Here is an 18,160-nt window from a genome sequence, read left to right as displayed (position 1 = left end):
TCTTGCCTTATGTTGGTTTTAACAAGCTCCGATATACGTTTTAGTATCAAATCTCCGGCATCGTGTCCGTATGTGTCGTTTATTTTTTTAAAATCATCTATGTCAAATATTATTAGAGAAAAGGGAGCGGTTTTATCTTTGTAAGTTTCTATTAAAATCTCAAGGGTTTCATCAAAAAATCTTCTGTTACAAGCTTTTGTAAGCTCGTCTGTTTCTGAAAGCGTTTTATACGCCTCCTTTTGCTTTAACTCTTCTTGAATATCGTATATTGTAGCTATATTTAGCATGTTTGCTTGATGAATGATTACCGATGTTATCAACTTTGCTTGGATAACATTGCCATCTGACCTTTTGAATTTGAAAATGCCGCTTATTTTTTGATAAGGCTTTGGCTTTAGAACTGTTTGTGTATCCTCTTTGCTATCTGCTAGTATATCGGTAATTTTCCTCTTCGTAATCTCTTCTGTATCGTATGCTAAAAACCTGGAACACCAAGGGCTGGCTTGTAATATGTTTAGCTCTTCGTCGTATATCAATATGCAGACTTGGGCGTTTTCATATATATTTTTAAGCAACTCTTCCTTTAACTCAAGTTCAATTTTCATGTGGTTTTTCTCGGATATGTCTTCTATTATACAAAGAAGGTATTTTTTGCCGTGATAGATTACTGGGAGGACATTTGTTTCCACATCTTTTTCTCCGTATTTAGTTTTATGTTTAAAAATACAACGCTGATATTTACCCTCTATGCCTCTTTTTAGAAATTGTAAAAGATACTCTTTACCAGCCTTATTTATATCAAAAACTGTTTTATTTTCAAGCTCTTCTTTTGGTATTCCATAAAAAGAAGCGGCAAAATCGTTTGCCTTTACGATGCGTCCTTCTTTTGAAACTATAAAAATGGGAAACCCAATGCTAAATAGCTTTTCTAAAGTTTTATCTTCTGATTTTTTTAACGTTTTTATAATAAAAGCCACAAGAAAAATGTTTAATAATGTAGAAAATGTAGCAAAGGTGCTAAGTGCAAAATATTTCATACAGCATGTTTATTATATCATAAAATTTGATTTTGGTATGTTAAAATTTTAGCCCCCCGCAAAAAGGGGGATGCAATATATTAGTAGGTAAAGGTTGTGCTGAATTTTTGACCGCCTATCTCATGCAATACTAACGTATATTGCCCGTGTGCTAAATTTAGGTTTTGTGGAAGCGGCAACGTAATTATCGCTTTAGCGCCCAATCTCATACCAAGAGCGTATTGATTTATCTTGGCTTTGTTTATGTATATATTTTTCACACTTGAAGGTGGTAAAGAGGTTATTGCTTTTTGGTCCCAGGTATAGACTACTTTTCCGTCTTTCATCAAGTCAATCTTTGGTATCCAAGCCATAGCAGCAGAGCTTCCACTTATTCTGTAAGCTTCAAATACAAGGTTGCCGTTTTGTATGTGTGCGTTGTACACTTTTATATCAAGAACTTTGCCAAAGTTGTGAAGTTTGCCCCATACTCCACCTTGGAAGTATTGGTTTGTTCCCATCGTTACAAATAAAGCAAAAATAGCACCAGCTATAGCCAATTTGTTGAACATTGGAGTGTCAAACAATTGACCACTACCAAGCCATTTAAACCATCCACTTTCTTTAAGTTTTGGATATTTGTTCATTAGAAGACAATCTACACTTAGCACGCCGCTTCCAGCAAAAAATAGCGTAAGTCCCATTGCAACACCCGTAGAGCCTATTTGCCATTCATCAAGGCATGTAGCTCCTTGCCATCCGGCTCCTAAAAGCATACCAAGAGGTAAAAGCGTACCACCTATAGCGCTTAGCCTTGACAAAAGCCCAAGGGCTATGCCTAAACCTGTAAGAAATTCTATGATGGTAAATACCCATAAAAATGTTGCCAAAAGGTCTGGATGAAGCACCAAGTATCTAACAAAATCATGAAGCCATAGTATGTTTGAAGCGTGGGGTAAGAAAGAGTTGAACTTGTGCCCTACCCACAACGGGGAATTTGGATCAAGCTTTCCGCTAGCTAAAACCACTCTTCTTAATGGGGCTGATATATACATCCAAGCGTATACAAGCCTTACAGGCAAAACCACAAATGCCAAAAGCTTCAATATATCTATGCTTTGGCTTGCAGCGCTCGCTGAGCCTTTATATGAGAGTCCACTGGTACTTTCCATAGGTTTACCTCCTTTTTATAAGAGTGATATAAATAAAAATAAATAACGGTATGCAAAAAACAATAATATTTGTTTATGATATTATAAGCTAAATTTTTTCATAAAGTCTGCTATTTTATATTTTTTTCAAAAATATGAGTTAAAATATTTGTATGGAGATTTTAGAAAGAGATAAAGCTATATTAAAATCGTGGTTAGGTAGAAAAAAAGGGGAGGACGTCTCTTTAGAGAACTTTAGAAACCTTGTATTGGCGCTTTTAGTAAGACCAAAGACTTCAGATTATAGAGAGGCTATAGTTTATATAGCAAAGGACATAGGCATAGCTGATGCTGATAAAATAAGCACAGAAGAGCTTGAAGATATACTATTTAGAAACAAAGACCTTATGTTGATGGCTAAACCAAAGCACATACCTATAAACAGATTTTTCTGGCTTGCCATGGGTGGTATCGTGATATCGGTGGCTGTTTCTTTTTGGACCTTTACTATAGGGACTTTGAGTAGACCTATAAATCATACTATTTGGGCTATAGCTAGTTTAATAGTGAGTATAATAGGGCTGGTGCTCCTTTACATAGGTTTTAAGCAACTGCCAAAATATAAAAGAGCCAAGGATGAGGTGGAGGTAAAAAGCATCGACGATCTTGTTTACGCTTTTGTAAGGATATATGAAATAAAACACTCTTGATGAAAAAACTAGCTCTTTTGATAGTTTTTAGCTTTTTATATGTAAATATAGGCTTTTCTAAAGACTTTGTAAAAGAGCTAAACCTTTTAACAAAAGCCCTAAAACTGGTAGAAAAAGACCCATCAAAAGCGAAAACTCTAGCAAAAGAGGTGATATCTTACAATGACCCTATCACAAAAAGCGACGCATTGGTGGTTTATGCTTATCTTTCAAAGGATTCTGATAACCTTCAAAATATACTTAACAAAGTAGATAGACATCGCCTTACAAGAGGTTTTGTTTACGAGTATTATAGGCTTTTAGCAAGAGTAGATAAGTCTATTATGTCCCAAAAGCCCTGCTTTTTTCAAGACAAGAAGAGCGAGCTAACTGGAAACGAACTTGCTATAAAAAATGCGTTAAAAAACGGATGTTATTACTTTGCATATGTGATATCTCAAAACAACTCTTCAAAATACGCCATTATGGCAAGGTTTTATCACTATCTTTTTACAAACAACTTTAACAAAGCAAATGAAGAACTTTTAAATTTAAAACCCTATCCTATATATCAAAAGCTTAAAGATTTTTATGCAAACTACATCTATAGATATCTATTCTTTAAAGATAAGCCTAAAGCTCTTATAGACTATACAAAGTATGTACCAGATGGCTTTTACAAATACTTTTATGAAGGCATATCTTACTTTGAGCTTGGAGATTACAAAAACGCTTCTATGGCTTTTAAAAAAGCTTCTTATTACGATAAAACAGGCGCTTCTTACTACTGGCTTTACAAAAGCACCAAAGACAAAAAATACTTAGAAAAGGCCTCAAGATACGATAGTTTTTACGGGACGCTAGCAAAATTAAAGCTTCATAAACCAATATACGCAAGGTTTTTAAGGTGTCCTTCTTATAAGCCAGGTAGAAAGGTAGAAAAGTTTAAAGAGATTATGGATTATGGGTTTAACAGCTATCTCTATAGCTATTACAAGGATAAATCTTTTACAAAAAAACAGATGTGCGAAATATTTCACATAAATCCCAAGTTTTTTATGATAAAACATCGTTATTGGAACGCTTATCCTATAGTGTTTTTAAGATACATGCCAAAAGATACCGTCAGTCCAAACCTAGTTTTATCTATTATAAGGATGGAGAGCTTTTACAATCCTATAGCCAGGACTTATTGGGCTTTTCCAGATAAAAGACCCACTACCGTTGGGCTTATGCAGGTAAAAAATACCACCGGCATGTTTGTAGCGAAGAAGTTTAACTTGCCATTCGTAAACGATATGAAAAACCCAAAATACTCTATACTTTATGGCAGTTATTATCTTTACTATGTTTACAAGCTCTGGGATAAAAACCTTATAAAAGCCATAGCTTCTTACAACGCAGGGCCTGGTAACGTTTCAAAGTACAAGGATTTTAGCGACTGGCTTTTGTTTGTAGAACATATACCAAACACTATAAATAGACACTACGTAAAAAACGTTTTAAACTTTTACTGGCATTACAAATACGCCCTTGCAAGATAATTATCTTCTCATAAATTTGCTTAGTTGTTGCTGTACAATTCTTCCGAAAGCCATTGGTAAATTGTTTATAGAGTTTACTATGAGCGTGTTTTTACCAAATATATCTTTTATAGATTCACCAGCTTTTCCTACGCTTATAGCCACTATGGGTATCTCTAATTTTATTAAATTTACGTAAGAGCTAAGCTCTTCTTTTTTCATGCCTTTGGTGGGCTCACCGTCTGAGAAAAGCACAAAAACGCCTCTTTTGTGGGTTCTCCTTTGAAAATCATCTATGTGTCTTCTTTCTTCTTCTAAAGCTAGCCCTAAGTTTGTGCTTTTTTGAGGGGATATGTTTAGTATATCTGCTATGACGTGTTTGTAAGGGGTTTTAAAATCTTTTAGTATAAAATACTCTTCGTTGAAAAGGCTTATGGAAAAATCTAATTTTAAATCGCTTAAAACCTCGCTTATAAGTATCAGGCTTTTAATGGCGTTTATAAGCTTATCCTCTTTTCTCATGCTTGAAGATATGTCTAATAAAAACGAGAAAAAAACTGGTATCTCATCTCCAGATATTCTTCTTTGGAAGATTCTACCACTTCTTGAAGCTATCTCTGTGGCAAGGGCTACGTTGTTTATGTGCTTTCCTGTATTGTATTTTCCTTCAAACAAGCTATCTTCTTTTGGAAACAACGTTGATATATTCCTTTTTAAAATCTCAGAAACTACGACAACAGAGTTTCTTATATCGTTGTAGGCTTTTGTTTGGTCTTTTCCAAGAGAAGAACCGCCATCTTTGTCGTTGTTTTTAGAATCAGAGCGCCCTGATTTTGAAGAGCTTCCAGAAGCCATGCTCTCTTCCCAGGGCTTTATTACAAAACTTAAAAACCCTCTGTGCTCTATTTCTGCTTCTAACACCTTTGGCAAAAACTCTCTGAAAAATAGAGCGTCTTGCTCTATCATCTCCATTTTTACTATCTGTTTGGCATAGGCTATCATCCAATCTGGTATTTGCTTTAATATGGCCTTTGTTTTTTCCACAACAGCTTTGTCTAAAAGATTGTCTTTTTTTATACTTTCAAAAAATGCCACATCTTGGGGTGTAAGTTTGCCCACTATATCTGTGGTGATTCTGCCAGAGTGTTTGTCCAGCTCTTTTAGTATTAGCTCTATAAATCTGATATCTTGGGAAAACTCCACCAGCTGTCTATACCTTGGCCACACCGATTCCATAAGTATGTTGTAAGATTCTTGTATATCTTTTAGAGCTTCTTCAAAATATCCTTTTGTATCGGTGGCATGCTTTTTTATATCTGTTGGTATATCAAACTGCTCTTGGTAAAAGCTTTTATAGATATATGTAAGGTATAGATGGTGTGGATACTTTGGTTTTATGCGGTTTAATTTTTCGTTTAATCTTTTTTTCTCAAAAGCCCCAAAACCCTTTTCTTTATCAAGCCTTATATTTTCAAAAACTGCGTAAAGGCAAACAAAGGAAGTAGGGTCGTATCCTGCCCTAAATACCTCTCTTTGACCGTTTCTAAAGTTAAAAAGATTCGTGCTCAGTATATATCTTATCTCATGTCCTATATCCGATATAGCTTGCTCTTGGGATGCTCTTAAAAACTCCGATGCGTTGTAAACTACACCAGCCGGTATTCTTATGATTTGTGGTATATCTTCTATCTCCCCTTTTGCCCACATGTCCACCATGGATACGTATTTTGGGTCGTACCCACAGCCCCATCCTTCTTGAGAATGCTTGACCTCTACATCGTACTCTCGTTCTAGTATAGCGTCTAATTGGTCAAATTTGTTCATTTTTTACAGGGTTTTGTTTGCTGTAGCAGGGTAAATATAGTCTCTGCTAGTACAGATATGGAGTTTTTCTCTTTTATATCTTTGGAGCTCATATACTTATCTACTGTTTCTTCTAACGCTTTTAAAAGCTTAAAACGTTGGCAATCATTTTTTAAATGTGGCAAATTTACTAAAAGATAATTTTTGAAGCTGTCTATGTTTTGGCACAGTATATATTCTAAGTTGCCGTTTGATTTTGAACTCATAATAATAATATTTATGTTTTTTGAAAAGTTCATTTTAAGGTCTACCAAGGACTTGTCAAAAGGGCTAGATTTTATCTCATCAAAAAACGATTCTAAGCAAGAAACAAGCATCGAACAAGAATCCTTCATAGACACACTCCAAAACTTAAGATAGTTTATATAAGATAAACTATTTCTACGAAAAAATCAAGCTCAAAATATTTTTTTTAAGTTTTTAGGCTTTTAGCAAACTCTATAATAGCTTCTACTGTGTTTTGGGATAGCGATGCAAGTTTATAGCTTTGCTCTAAGGCATTTTGGATATCTTTATTCATATAGTAATCATAAGCCATTTTCCCTATATCGTGAAATTCTTTATGAGCTTGCTCTATCTTAATAAAAGCTTCGTAGGTTTTTTCGCCGTATTTTGACTTTATTTCTTCCTTGTTTTGAGCATAATACCATTTACCCAAAGCACATTGGGTATGGTCTGTTGGCTTCCAGTCCGATTTGCCAGTGAGCACCAAAAATAGGTTGTGCATATAATTTGCATGGTCTACCACTTTCTTTACGGTTTCTACAAAAAGGTCTTTGTCTTCAATTTCGTAGATAGTGTTCCATGTCACTATGGAATCTTTAAACAGCTCTTTTGTATAACCTGTTATTTCATCTATTATGTTCATAAAATCTTCAAAACCTTTTCTAAAGTTAACTACGTTTTCAGATATTTGATGTATAGCTTGGGATTGCTCTTCCACTGCTGCTGTTTGCCTATCAAGAAGCTCTGTTACTTCTTTGGCGCTTTGCTTTATCTCTATAAAGTATGAGTTGATTTCTTCGTAAAAAGCCTCCATACTCTTTATAACATTGTTTATTTTACTAACTTTATCTGAAGCGTCGTTTGTGGCTTTTAACATATCTGTCAAGGTAGACGCTATCTCTTGGGCACTTCTTGAAGTTCTTTCGGCAAGCTTTTTCACTTCGTCTGCCACTACTGCAAATCCTCTTCCCACTTCACCGGCACGAGCCGCCTCTATAGCTGCATTCAAGGCCAAGAGGTTTATTTGCTCTGTGATAGAAAGTATGGTAGAAACTATAGACTCTATACCTTTAGACTTTTCGCTTAACTGTGATATAGATTTGCTAACTTCTTTGTATACTAGCTTAGAGCTTTCTACAAGCTCTTTTGAAGACTCCACTTGCTTTGTTTTTTCTTCTATTCTCTGGCTAAGCCTATCTTGTATGGTCTTTGTGTCTAATATGGAGTTTGCTATATCTTTCATGGTGGCGCTAAATTCCTCTTCTGCATTTGCTATAGCTGATATAGATTCTTTTAGATTGTCAGCCGTGTGTCTAGCTTCCAGTGAAGCCACTTCTATTCTAGCACAGTCGTACACTTCTGTGGCTACATCTGGTATTATGCTCTTAAAATCGGCTTTTATTTTTTCGTCTTCGCACTCTATATCTTTTACTTCTTCTTTTGCTTCTTTGCCCAAGCCAATCCATATTATGATACCAAAAAATATTACATCCAACACTATTAGTAAAAGACCAACGGGCATGGTTTTCACAAATACCCCTACCAAAGCACTCAAAAACAACAATACGCTACTCCCTATTAGCACGTTATCTTTTTGCATATATGCAACCTCCTTTTATACTATAGATTATAAACTTTTTTCATATTTTTTTCATAGCGATTTTTGGTATATTTTTTATTAGTTCCTTCCAGCCCCATCTGTATAGGTCCTTGTAAGTTTTTTCTCCTTTTAAAAGCTCAAAAAACATGTAAAGGGCTTTGTCTTGAGATAGTTTAAACGACAATTCTTGTATATTGTAAACGATAGAAGCTATTTTACCAGCGTAAACTAAATCTTCTAAGATGGTGTTTTTAACAAACCTTTCATACAAGGTATTTGCGTCTTTCTTGGCAAGCTTTATAGCCCTAGCGCTCAATGACCCACTTAGATAAGCGTACCTTATCCCCTCCCCTAAAAGTGGGTCTACCATAGCCCCGGCGTCTCCTGTTAAAAATACCCTATCTCTTCCAAGCCTTAAGTCTTGGGCTTTTGATGTAAAAGGTATAAACCACGATTTTATACGGTATTTTGATAGGTCTATGGGAAACAGTTTGTGATTTTTTGCATAATTTTTAAATATGTTTAAAAGGTCTTCTTTTTCAGCGGTGGCTATACCTATATTTACAAACTCCCCTTGTGGAAAATACCATCCATACCCTCTTTTTACAACACCTATATCTATCAGAACCTCGTCATCTGGAAAGTCTTTTAAATCTTCTTTTGGTACTCTTACTTCCATCGCCATAAAAAACTTTCTTGAAGTGTCTTTGCAAGCTATAGATTTTCTTGTGATAGAGTGATAACCATCGGCTCCTATTATGTAATCTGCTTCAAAAATACCTTTATCGGTGATAACCTTTCTAACGGTGGGTGTTAGCTCTATATCTTTTGCCGTGGTTTCTTCTAAAAGCTTAGCCCCTTTCTCTTGGGCTTTTGATATAAGAACATAATCAAACTCTTCTCTATCCACTATCACGGCGCATTCATCTTTTTTCTTTTCTACAAAGACTTCTCCTTTAAATCCAAGAATGCCCCCTTTTATTGTGTTTTTTATGTTAAAATCTGGAAATAAATGGATAGACCTTTTTGATATACAACCAGCGCAAAGCTTTGGCCTTGGGTATTTGGCTTTTTCTAATACTAAAACCTTTGCTCCGGCATCTGCAAGCTCGTAAGAAGCCCCAGCCCCAGCAGGTCCACCGCCTATTACTATAACGTCGTATCGTTCCATCAATCTTCCTTAGATATCACAAAATCTATTCTTGGGAGGGATTTTGTTTTTATTCTTTTTGCCAAAAGATGTCTTATGTAATCTCTTGCGCTTTGAAGCCTTTTTAAAACAGCATCTTCTTTGTCTTTTTCTAAAACGCTTATAGATATAAGCACGTTTTTTCCATCTTCGCTTAAAAGCACGCCGTTTACCGTCACAAACCCAGGTATATTTTCTATGTCTTTTACAAGTATGTTGGCTACTTCTTTTTCTATGGTCCTTTTTAGCATGTCTTTTTGTTTGCTCATCAAGACTCCTCTTCTATTTTTATGTTGTAAGCTTTTATCTTTCTATAAAGATTTGTAAAATCCATACCTATAGCTTGGGCTGTTTGCTTTATGTTGTAGTTGTATTGGGCTAGTTTTTTCATTATAAACTGCTTTTCAAACTCCTGTTTTGCGCTTTTAAAATCCTGATACTCTTTTTGTTTTACTTTTAATCCAAGAGCCTCTTCGTCTATATAATCTTTATCCGCTGTGATGCTAAGCCTTTCCATGAGATTTTTTAGCTCTCTTACGTTTCCGGGCCAATGATACTCTAAAAGAGCTTCCTTTGCTTCGGGGGTTAGTTTTTTAGGTTTTATCTTGTTTTCTTGACAAAACTTGTCCAAGAAGTACTCTGCAAGGATGATGATATCTTGGCCTCTTTCTCTTAAGGGCGGGACTTCTAAGGTTATAACGGCAAGCCTGTAGTACAAATCTTCTCTAAAAAGCCCTTGTTCTATGAGCTTTTTTAAGTCTTTGTTAGAAGCGCATATAAACCTTACATCTACATCTATTTTTTGAAGTCCGCCAAGCCTTTGGAAGCTTTTTGTTTCTATAGCCCTTAAAAGTTTTGCTTGGGCTTTTAGGCTCATGTCCCCAATCTCATCTAAAAATATTGTCCCTTCGTTTGCGATTTCTAATTTTCCCGCTTTTCTAGACAAAGCCCCTGTGAAAGCCCCCTTCTCGTATCCAAAAAGCTCAGATTCTATAAGTTCGTCCGGTATAGCAGCACAGTTTATATCTACAAAGGGTTTATCTTTTCTAGGGGATAGTTGGTGTATATTTTTTGCTACAAGCTCTTTACCGGTACCGTTTTCTCCAAATATTACTATGTTGGCGTTTGATTTGGCTACTTTTTTTATTTCCTCTTTTAACTTCTTGATAGCTTGAGATTCTCCTATTATATCATCTTGTTTTCCTGTGGCTGTTTCAATTTTATTTTTTATGTGCTCTTTGTGGGCTTTTTCTATAACGTTTAAAAGCTTTTCAATGGAAAGAGGTTTTTCTAGAAAGTCAAAAGCTCCCTTTTTTATAGATTGGACGGCGAGCTCAATACCACCATGGCCTGTTATCATCACGATAGAGGAGTTTGGAGATAGGTCTTTTATCGTATCTATAAAATCTATACCAGACCCATCCTCTAGCCATATATCAAGAAGTATCACTGGAAAGTACTCTTTTAGGAGTATTTTTTTTGCTTCTTCCAAAGATTTCGCAGTTTTTGAGCTTATGTTTTCATCGTTTAAAATCTCTGATATAGCCTCTCTTATAGCATCTTCATCGTCTATTATAAGCACCTTCATGGTTCTATCTCTACAGACTCTATGCTAAAATACGGTTTTAAACTATCTACAAACTCCATCAAATCATTAATTTGATACTCTGTGGTTAGTATTTCAAGTGTCTTTTTATCATGAGGTCTTGTTCTTGTAAGACCAAGCCTGTTTGGAGCCCCTGTTATAATGGCGTCCAAGATGAGTAGTTCTCCTTCTTTGGAAAGCTTTATAACCACTTTTAAATCACTTTTTCTCATAGTGTACTATCTTTGCTGGCTTAAACACTTCTAAAATCTTTTCTACCTCTTCTGGATACTCATTTTGTTTCTCTTGATTTTGGTGGCTTTTAGTGTTTAAATCATCCTTTTGTGGGTCATTCAGTGTTTTTTTTTCAGCGGATTTTATAGACGTATCTAAACCTTCTTTTAAAAGCTCTGAAATGGGTACAAAATCCTTAATCAAAGAAGCTTTTAAGACTGTTATCTCAAGGGCAAGGATTGGGTCTTTTTGATACATGGCGCTAAACCCTTGATTTACAATATCTTCAAGGTATAAAAACACCTCTAAGGGCTTTGAGAGCATGTTTTTGTAAAACTCTTCTTGGGCTTCTCCAATAGCAAAGGCTTTTAATATATTCTTAAGCTCTTTGTAGACCCCTTCCCAGAAAAGCCTTACGTTGTATCCTTTTTCGTTTAGCGTGTTTAATATGTTTATGGCTTCTTTGGTATCTCCTTTTATTAAAAGCTCTAAAAATTTTCTTATAGAGGCTTTATCCACCGGTCCAAACATTGATTTTACTATATCTATCGTTACCTTGTTGTTGCCATAGGTACTAGCTTGGTCTAATAAGCTTGCGGCATCTCTCATAGAATCGTCTGATAAATCCGCTATCACATCCAAAGCCTCTTCGTCTACTTCAAGGTTTTCTTCTTTGGCGATACGTTTTAAATATGTTTTTATATTTTCTTTTGAGGCTTTTGAGAAAATAAGCTTTTGACATCTTGATTGAATGGTGGGAAGTATCTTGTCAAACTCAGTGGTGCAGAGTATAAATATCAAAGAGGGTGGGGGTTCTTCTATGGTTTTTAAAAGGGCGTTGAAAGCTTCTTTTGTAAGCATGTGAGCTTCATCTATGATATATACTTTATATTTGCCTTGCATTGGAAGGTAACTAGCTCCTTCTTTTATAGACCTTATTTCGTCTATACCTCTATTGGAAGCAGCATCCATCTCTATCAAATCTACAAAGCTTCCCTTTTCTATGGCTTGGCAGTTTGGACAGCTGTTGCAAGGTTCTCCTTCTTGGGGGTTTAGACAATTTAAAACCTTTGCAAATATTCTTGCGGTGGTGGTTTTACCGGTGCCTTTATGCCCTGCAAATATGTAAGCGTGGTGTATCTTATCATGCAAAAACGCATTTTTTAGTATAGTGGCTGGTATTTCTTGTCCTATAAGCTCTTTAAAGGTTTTCGGCCTATACTTCCTAGCAAACGGTAAATAGCTCATCTTTAATATTTTACACTATATTGCCTTTATTTAAGAAAGCTTTGTATGTTTAACCCATCTATAGAACTTTATTTGTTTACTTGTTATAAAATATTTAGATTAAAGCTTGAAAATCTAATATAGGAAGTGTAGATGATGCGATTTATAGATTACAACGGTATAGGTTTATTTACAGACCTTTACGAGCTTACAATGGCCCAAGTTTACTTTGAAAAAAGTATGGAAAAAACTGCCGTATTTAACTTTTTTATAAGACCCACTGAAAAAAGAAACTACTTTTTGTTTTCTGGACTTGAGTTTCTAATAGACTATCTTTTAAACTTAAGATTTACAAAAGAAGATATAGCGTTTTTAAGGTCTACCGGTAAGTTTAAAGAGGATTTTTTGGAATATCTCCAAAATTTTAGATTCACTGGAAACCTTTACTCAGTAGATGAAGGGGAGATAGTGTTTGCAAACGAACCCATAGTACAAGTAGAAGCTCCTATACTTCAAGCCCAGATAATAGAGACTTTTTTGATAAACACGCTTCAAATATCCATCCTTGTAGGCACAAAGGCGTTAAGATGCTATAGCGTAGCTAAAGATAAAATGCTAATAGATTTTGGCATGAGAAGAGCCCACGGAGTAGATGCCGGCATAATAGCTGCAAGAAGTAGCTATATAGGAGGTTTTGCTGGAACTTCAAACGTTGTAGCTGGTAAGATGTTTGGTATCCCTTTGTATGGCACTATGGCACACTCTTTTATTATGGCTCATGAGACAGAAGAAGAGGCTTTCTGGAATTTTGCATCAGTTTACCCTGAAAATACTATTTTTTTAATAGATACTTACGATACTATAGAAGGTGTTAAAAACGCTATAAAGGTTGCAAAGAAAAAAGGAATAAAAATAAAAGGCGTAAGGATAGATAGCGAAGATCTTTTTACACTTTCAAAAAAAGTAAGGGAAATACTTGATGCCAACAGTTTTAGAGATTCTATGATTTTTGCAAGCGGTGGGATAAACGAGTATAAGATAAAAGAACTCATAGAAAAAAATGCCCCAATAGATGCCTTTGGAGTTGGAACTGAGCTTGTCACTAGCGCTGACCTACCTTACTTAGATTGTGTTTACAAGATGGTAGAATACGACGGGAAACCAAAAATGAAACTAGGCTATAAAAAAATCACCACACCTTATAAAAAACAATTTTACAGATTTTTTAAAAACGGTAAGATACTAAAAGATATGATTTCTCATTTTGATGAGGCCGTAGAAAACGGCGTAAAAATGCTAAAGCTCTATATAAAAGATGGAGAACTAGTAGAAAATATCCCTTCTTTGCAAGAGATAAGACAAAAGACGTTGGCAAACTTTAAGACCTTACCTGATATATTAACATCTATAACGAAATATACCGCCTTATCACCAGAAATATCGCAGCGACTTTCAAAATCCATTGAAGAACTTGAAGGCTCGTTGAAAGATTTGTAAAACAATACTTATTAGGCTTTTATTGGAAGCATTGTGCTTATATCAAGCGAGAAACCCGTCTTTTCAAACTTTAAAACTCTACCACGGCTCACAAGTCTACCACGGCTACAAGTCTGCCACGGTTCACAAGTCTACCAAGCATTACAAATGTAATAAGATAAACGGGGCTTGTCTTAAAAGCCCCAAAACATAGAAAATATTTAGAATACCACTCCCACTTCAGCAAATGGACCATCTACTTTGAAATCTGTTTTTATAGAGCTTGCATCTATCTTTAGCTCTTCGTATCTATAACCTGCTCCTACAAATAAATGATTGCCTAATCCATTTTTTATAAACACTGGATAAAGCTTTGCCTCTCCTACTACGTCATAATATGCGTTTGAGCCATAAGCTATGCCTTTTATATGAAAATCACCTTCTAATGCTGGTACAGGTCTTACATCAAGAGCAGCGTATAGCATAGGCACTGGTACAGTGTAAGATTTGCTTACAGCCTGCGGTAACGATACACCATTTACACTATTAGCAGTACCTGATACGACAGCTTTAAAATCTACTATTCTAACGCCAAGACCCACTTTTGGATTTAACACCCCTTTGGATGCATTTTTTATAAAAGGAAGATGATAATAAGCAAATATATCATAGTGGTCTGCTTTTAACGACGATGATACTGTACCTTTAAATGTATATCCGTCGTATGTAAAGTTTTGATTTGAGACAGTTCCATCAAACTTCATTGGTAGATAATCAAATTCAAGATTTGGCACTATCGGTATACCAGCAGTGTTTAACTTTAATCTTACCCAGGGTTTTGTCTTTGAGCTAAAACCTAAATTGTTTTTTACGTCTACATTTTGAGATATCCCGTTGCTGTGGTAATTGATATAACCACTGGGTGATTCATTGATAAACCCAATAGAACCAGACAAACTCACAGCATAGGAGCTTGCTACTCCTGAGAGCACTGCCACCGCTAACGCAACCTGTTTTCTCATTAAACACCTCCAAGGCTATTTTAAATGCTATTAATTATATACAAACTTCCGCTCTCTTTCTGACATTTTCAATCCCATAAGGCAGATTACCAACTGTCCTGAATTGAGTAAAACGTTTACCGTAAATGTGTTTCAATCCCATAAGGCAGATTACCAACTAAAACCAAAGGAAGCAGAGCAGCTATTCCCCGTTTCAATCCCATAAGGCAGATTACCAACTGTATGGTTTAGAGAAAACCAGAATTGGTGTTAAGGTTTCAATCCCATAAGGCAGATTACCAACCCTGACAAAATTAGACTTACTCAATAAGACAAACCAAGTTTCAATCCCATAAGGCAGATTACCAACTTTCACAGAAGAAGAAATAGGAAGGCTTATACAAGGTTTCAATCCCATAAGGCAGATTACCAACCAAAGTAGAGTGGATAACTTCATGTGCTAAAGTAGTTTCAATCCCATAAGGCAGATTACCAACATCTTTTTAGGATCCTCTAATGTCTAAAGTCAAACCGTTTCAATCCCATAAGGCAGATTACCAACCAACCCATTTAATAAACATGATGCCAACATGTGCGTTTCAATCCCATAAGGCAGATTACCAACTGTTTCTTTCTTTTCTAAGAACCAAAAGATAAAGTTTCAATCCCATAAGGCAGATTACCAACAAAGACATTGGTAAAACTCTAACTTCCATAGTGCGTTTCAATCCCATAAGGCAGATTACCAACCAACACCTAATGGTTCTCTACATCCTGGGTCAAAGGTTTCAATCCCATAAGGCAGATTACCAACATTAAAAGATGAAATAGGTAACTTAATAGGTGAGAGTTTCAATCCCATAAGGCAGATTACCAACGATATGCCACTTGCTATGCCATAAAGAAAATGAGTTTCAATCCCATAAGGCAGATTACCAACATACACCATTGTTCATTATGACTCATGACATAGTGTTTCAATCCCATAAGGCAGATTACCAACAGTGGATTTAAATTCATACAAAAAGAAAGCCGTAGAGTTTCAATCCCATAAGGCAGATTACCAACAAGGCATTTTTTACTGAAACTTCCGTTTCAATAGAGTTTCAATCCCATAAGGCAGATTACCAACCCGTCAACCCACTTTCAACAATTAAATTATAAGCTTTCATAGAAATTTATACAATGATATAAATTATATTATCTGTAAAAAATTTACTACAAAAGGTGATATAGAACAGATAACTTTAAAGCTTTCTCTATCAATGATTAGCTAGTGTTTATGATATATAACAGAGCCGAGGAAAACATTGATTTTTCGTAAACACAAAAATTTCCCAAAGGTGATATATATCATATCACTTTAAAATAACGCTACCCACATATTCAGCTGTTGAAGTACGCCAGTTGGCTTTTAAGCCAACTAAAAACCGCAGATTATTATAACATAAATTTTTGTATGAGTTGCTGTACATCGTGATAAGTATGCCACACGCTAACACTTACACTTAAAAAAATTATACCAAATTTTCATACTGTTACCAACCTCATAAACTTTATCGCTATAGACCGTGGTATAATTGTAAATCTTGGCAGACTTGTAAATCGTGGCATACTTGTAAATCGTGGCAGACTTGTAAATCGTGGCAGACTTGTAGCTACTTCTCTAGGAGTTCTGTATCCTAGGGCACAGTGAGGTCTTACAAAGTTATATTTGTCTAGGTATTTCTTTAATAGATTACTTTCTGTTTTATCTCTTCGTATTTCTATTCTATGTTCTTTGAAGCTTCGGTCTTGTGCTTTTCAAAAGTACTTTCTATTTTTTCGGCAAATCTTGTTCTATAAATTCTTATAATCTTTCTCTCTTATCTTTCTCTCTTGTGATTAAAAATTCTGTATATTCCAAAATCAAAATCACTACTTTCAAATTGGAATATCTCTTTTAATTTTTTCAAAAACTCACCTTTCATATTGTCCATCGGAATAATCTTCCTTTTAAATAAGTGTAACACAAAACAATTATAACACGTATAAGTTTACCAAACGTTGAACACATTTCTATGATAGTTTTCATAAATTTTAACTTCTCATTTAAAGACAGCATTTATTAAAATATAAGATTTTCTTTTTCTAGCTTCATTAGGTCCGCCAATCAAAATAAGAATAGGCTTATTCATTAAATTTGCTTAAAAATCATTACATTGAACTTGATGTCTCAGTCAGATTGATTAGCTTCTGTACCCTCATCTGTTTTATTTTCAAAAGTTCTATTCTTACCACTTTCAACGTCTTCTTTTAACTCTTTGAGCCGTGATTTCCTCAGTGACTATTCTTCTTGTTTGATATGTTCACTTGTTATCTTCCCTATTTGCTATATTATTTCTACACTTAACTCAAACATAGGCAAAAGATAATGCATTTCCTACGGCATTTTTATAAGATTTATCATAGCAATATATGAGCTTATGCAAGAGTTTTAAGCTTTTCTAAAAGAAGGTTTTTAAAAGTGTTGTATATTAACTTAAAATTAAATAATGCTGTATCTTTTATAGAAGACTCTATTGCACTCTGAAAATAACTATCAAGGGTTTCAACAGATATTTTAGTTTTTAAAGCGACTGCCATAGCATCTTCTATATCTTGATTTGTGCCTCTTCTTAACTTCATGATTATAAAATCATAGGGATTTAATACGCTGATTTTTAGCTTTTCATCTTTATAGATTTCTAAAACTCTTTCTCTATAGCCTTTTGGCATTGATATTATGCTCCATCCATTTATGTTCTCAGAAAGATCGCTTACATAGCCTATGTTTTTTAGCTCAAGATATATCTTTTCTACATCGCCTTTTATAACTTCTGCATCTATATCCATGGTACTTCTATAATCTACACCATAATAAGGTAGGGCTTGAGCTCCTACCACTATTATTTCCAGAGGTTCTTCATTCTTTAATGCTATGTCCTTAAAAATTCTTATAATATCCATTTAAATAGCTCTTAAAATCTCAAAAAATCTTCTTACATCTTCATTTGATATTTTTGTATTTACAAAAGGCAAAGGTTTTTTCCTTTTTACAAGATAGCTATAGTTTGAATAAATTATACAAGCTTTTTCATAGTATTCTTTTATGCTTTCTTTAATATACTCCCATTCTACATCATCATTAAATACTATTTCATAAGGCAATATGTTCTTACCAGCCCTGCTTGAAAGGAGCTCCTCAACACTAGCCTTGTCTTTCCCATACAGTCTTTTTAGTTTTAAGTCAATCTCCATATGTTTATTATAACGCCTTGTCTTATTTGTTACTGTATTAGTTTATTACATCGTGATAAGTATACCACACGCTAACACTTACACTTAAAAAAATTATACCAA

16 protein-coding genes and 1 CRISPR repeat array are annotated in these 18,160 nt (G+C 34.9%); of the genes, 3 read left to right on the top strand and 13 right to left on the bottom strand.

Features of this window, described 5'->3' with window-relative positions; all coding sequences use genetic code 11:
• Positions 1 to 1,037, bottom strand: a 1,037-nt coding sequence (locus tag ACYQZV_RS07970; RefSeq protein ID WP_459894814.1) for a sensor domain-containing diguanylate cyclase, incomplete at its 3' end; no start/stop codon positions are given.
• 80 nt (positions 1,038 to 1,117) lie between these two features.
• Positions 1,118 to 2,188, bottom strand: a complete 1,071-nt coding sequence (locus tag ACYQZV_RS07965; RefSeq protein WP_459894811.1) for a TQO small subunit DoxD — start codon at positions 2,186 to 2,188, stop codon at positions 1,118 to 1,120.
• Positions 2,189 to 2,340: 152 nt separating this feature from the next.
• On the opposite strand from ACYQZV_RS07965, the gene ACYQZV_RS07960 reads away from it, so the two are divergent.
• Together ACYQZV_RS07960 and ACYQZV_RS07955 are read left to right on the top strand one after the other, a co-directional pair.
• A complete protein-coding gene (locus ACYQZV_RS07960) occupies positions 2,341 to 2,877 on the top strand; it encodes a hypothetical protein (RefSeq protein WP_459894809.1) in 537 nt (178 codons plus the stop codon).
• Complete coding sequence (locus ACYQZV_RS07955) at positions 2,877 to 4,400, top strand: transglycosylase SLT domain-containing protein (protein WP_459894806.1); 1,524 nt, start codon at positions 2,877 to 2,879, stop codon at positions 4,398 to 4,400. The genes ACYQZV_RS07960 and ACYQZV_RS07955 overlap by 1 nt, the downstream gene beginning before the upstream one ends.
• Here ACYQZV_RS07955 and ACYQZV_RS07950 read toward each other — a convergent pair whose 3' ends face one another.
• The 8 genes from ACYQZV_RS07950 to dnaX all read right to left on the bottom strand — a co-directional run bounded on the left by ACYQZV_RS07950 (position 4,401) and on the right by dnaX (position 12,323).
• Positions 4,401 to 6,203, bottom strand: a complete 1,803-nt coding sequence (locus tag ACYQZV_RS07950; RefSeq protein WP_459894802.1) for a vWA domain-containing protein — start codon at positions 6,201 to 6,203, stop codon at positions 4,401 to 4,403.
• Positions 6,200 to 6,577, bottom strand: coding sequence for a hypothetical protein (locus ACYQZV_RS07945; protein WP_459894799.1), 378 nt, complete (start codon positions 6,575 to 6,577; stop codon positions 6,200 to 6,202). The genes ACYQZV_RS07950 and ACYQZV_RS07945 overlap by 4 nt, the downstream gene beginning before the upstream one ends.
• Before the next feature lie 77 nt (positions 6,578 to 6,654).
• On the bottom strand, positions 6,655 to 8,067 hold the full coding sequence (locus ACYQZV_RS07940) for a methyl-accepting chemotaxis protein (protein ID WP_459894796.1): 1,413 nt from the start codon (positions 8,065 to 8,067) through the stop codon (positions 6,655 to 6,657).
• A gap of 40 nt (positions 8,068 to 8,107) precedes the next feature.
• The gene (locus tag ACYQZV_RS07935) at positions 8,108 to 9,238 is read right to left on the bottom strand and encodes a geranylgeranyl reductase family protein (protein ID WP_459894793.1); all 1,131 of its coding nucleotides are present in this window, start codon (positions 9,236 to 9,238) and stop codon (positions 8,108 to 8,110) included.
• The gene (gene rbfA, locus ACYQZV_RS07930) at positions 9,238 to 9,525 is read right to left on the bottom strand and encodes a 30S ribosome-binding factor RbfA (RefSeq protein ID WP_459894790.1); all 288 of its coding nucleotides are present in this window, start codon (positions 9,523 to 9,525) and stop codon (positions 9,238 to 9,240) included. The genes ACYQZV_RS07935 and rbfA overlap by 1 nt, the downstream gene beginning before the upstream one ends.
• Positions 9,525 to 10,844 carry a sigma-54-dependent transcriptional regulator gene (locus ACYQZV_RS07925; RefSeq protein WP_459894787.1) on the bottom strand — a complete coding sequence of 440 codons (1,320 nt, stop codon included), beginning with the start codon at positions 10,842 to 10,844 and terminating at the stop codon, positions 9,525 to 9,527. The genes rbfA and ACYQZV_RS07925 overlap by 1 nt, the downstream gene beginning before the upstream one ends.
• Positions 10,841 to 11,074 carry a hypothetical protein gene (locus tag ACYQZV_RS07920; protein ID WP_459894784.1) on the bottom strand — a complete coding sequence of 78 codons (234 nt, stop codon included), beginning with the start codon at positions 11,072 to 11,074 and terminating at the stop codon, positions 10,841 to 10,843. The genes ACYQZV_RS07925 and ACYQZV_RS07920 overlap by 4 nt, the downstream gene beginning before the upstream one ends.
• A complete protein-coding gene (gene dnaX / locus ACYQZV_RS07915) occupies positions 11,061 to 12,323 on the bottom strand; it encodes a DNA polymerase III subunit gamma/tau (RefSeq protein ID WP_459894781.1) in 1,263 nt (420 codons plus the stop codon). The genes ACYQZV_RS07920 and dnaX overlap by 14 nt, the downstream gene beginning before the upstream one ends.
• Before the next feature lie 132 nt (positions 12,324 to 12,455).
• On the opposite strand from dnaX, the gene ACYQZV_RS07910 reads away from it, so the two are divergent.
• On the top strand, positions 12,456 to 13,799 hold the full coding sequence (locus ACYQZV_RS07910) for a nicotinate phosphoribosyltransferase (protein WP_459894779.1): 1,344 nt from the start codon (positions 12,456 to 12,458) through the stop codon (positions 13,797 to 13,799).
• A gap of 200 nt (positions 13,800 to 13,999) precedes the next feature.
• Here the strand turns inward: ACYQZV_RS07910 and ACYQZV_RS07905 are convergent, their stop codons facing one another.
• The 3 genes from ACYQZV_RS07905 to ACYQZV_RS07895 form a co-directional block, all read right to left on the bottom strand.
• A complete protein-coding gene (locus ACYQZV_RS07905; RefSeq protein WP_459894776.1) occupies positions 14,000 to 14,800 on the bottom strand; it encodes a TIGR04219 family outer membrane beta-barrel protein in 801 nt (266 codons plus the stop codon).
• A gap of 65 nt (positions 14,801 to 14,865) precedes the next feature.
• A CRISPR array of direct repeats spans positions 14,866 to 15,911; the repeat unit is 29 nt; unit sequence GTTTCAATCCCATAAGGCAGATTACCAAC.
• 1,331 nt (positions 15,912 to 17,242) lie between these two features.
• Positions 17,243 to 17,767, bottom strand: a complete 525-nt coding sequence (locus tag ACYQZV_RS07900; protein WP_459894774.1) for a DUF6036 family nucleotidyltransferase — start codon at positions 17,765 to 17,767, stop codon at positions 17,243 to 17,245.
• A complete protein-coding gene (locus ACYQZV_RS07895) occupies positions 17,768 to 18,058 on the bottom strand; it encodes a hypothetical protein (protein WP_459894772.1) in 291 nt (96 codons plus the stop codon).
• Between the last annotated feature and the right edge of the window lie 102 nt (positions 18,059 to 18,160).

The sequence above is a fragment of the Hydrogenobaculum acidophilum genome, from assembly GCF_054656715.1.
Note: the sequence above shows the minus strand (reverse complement) of the source record. Positions and strands in the feature narration are given on the sequence as shown.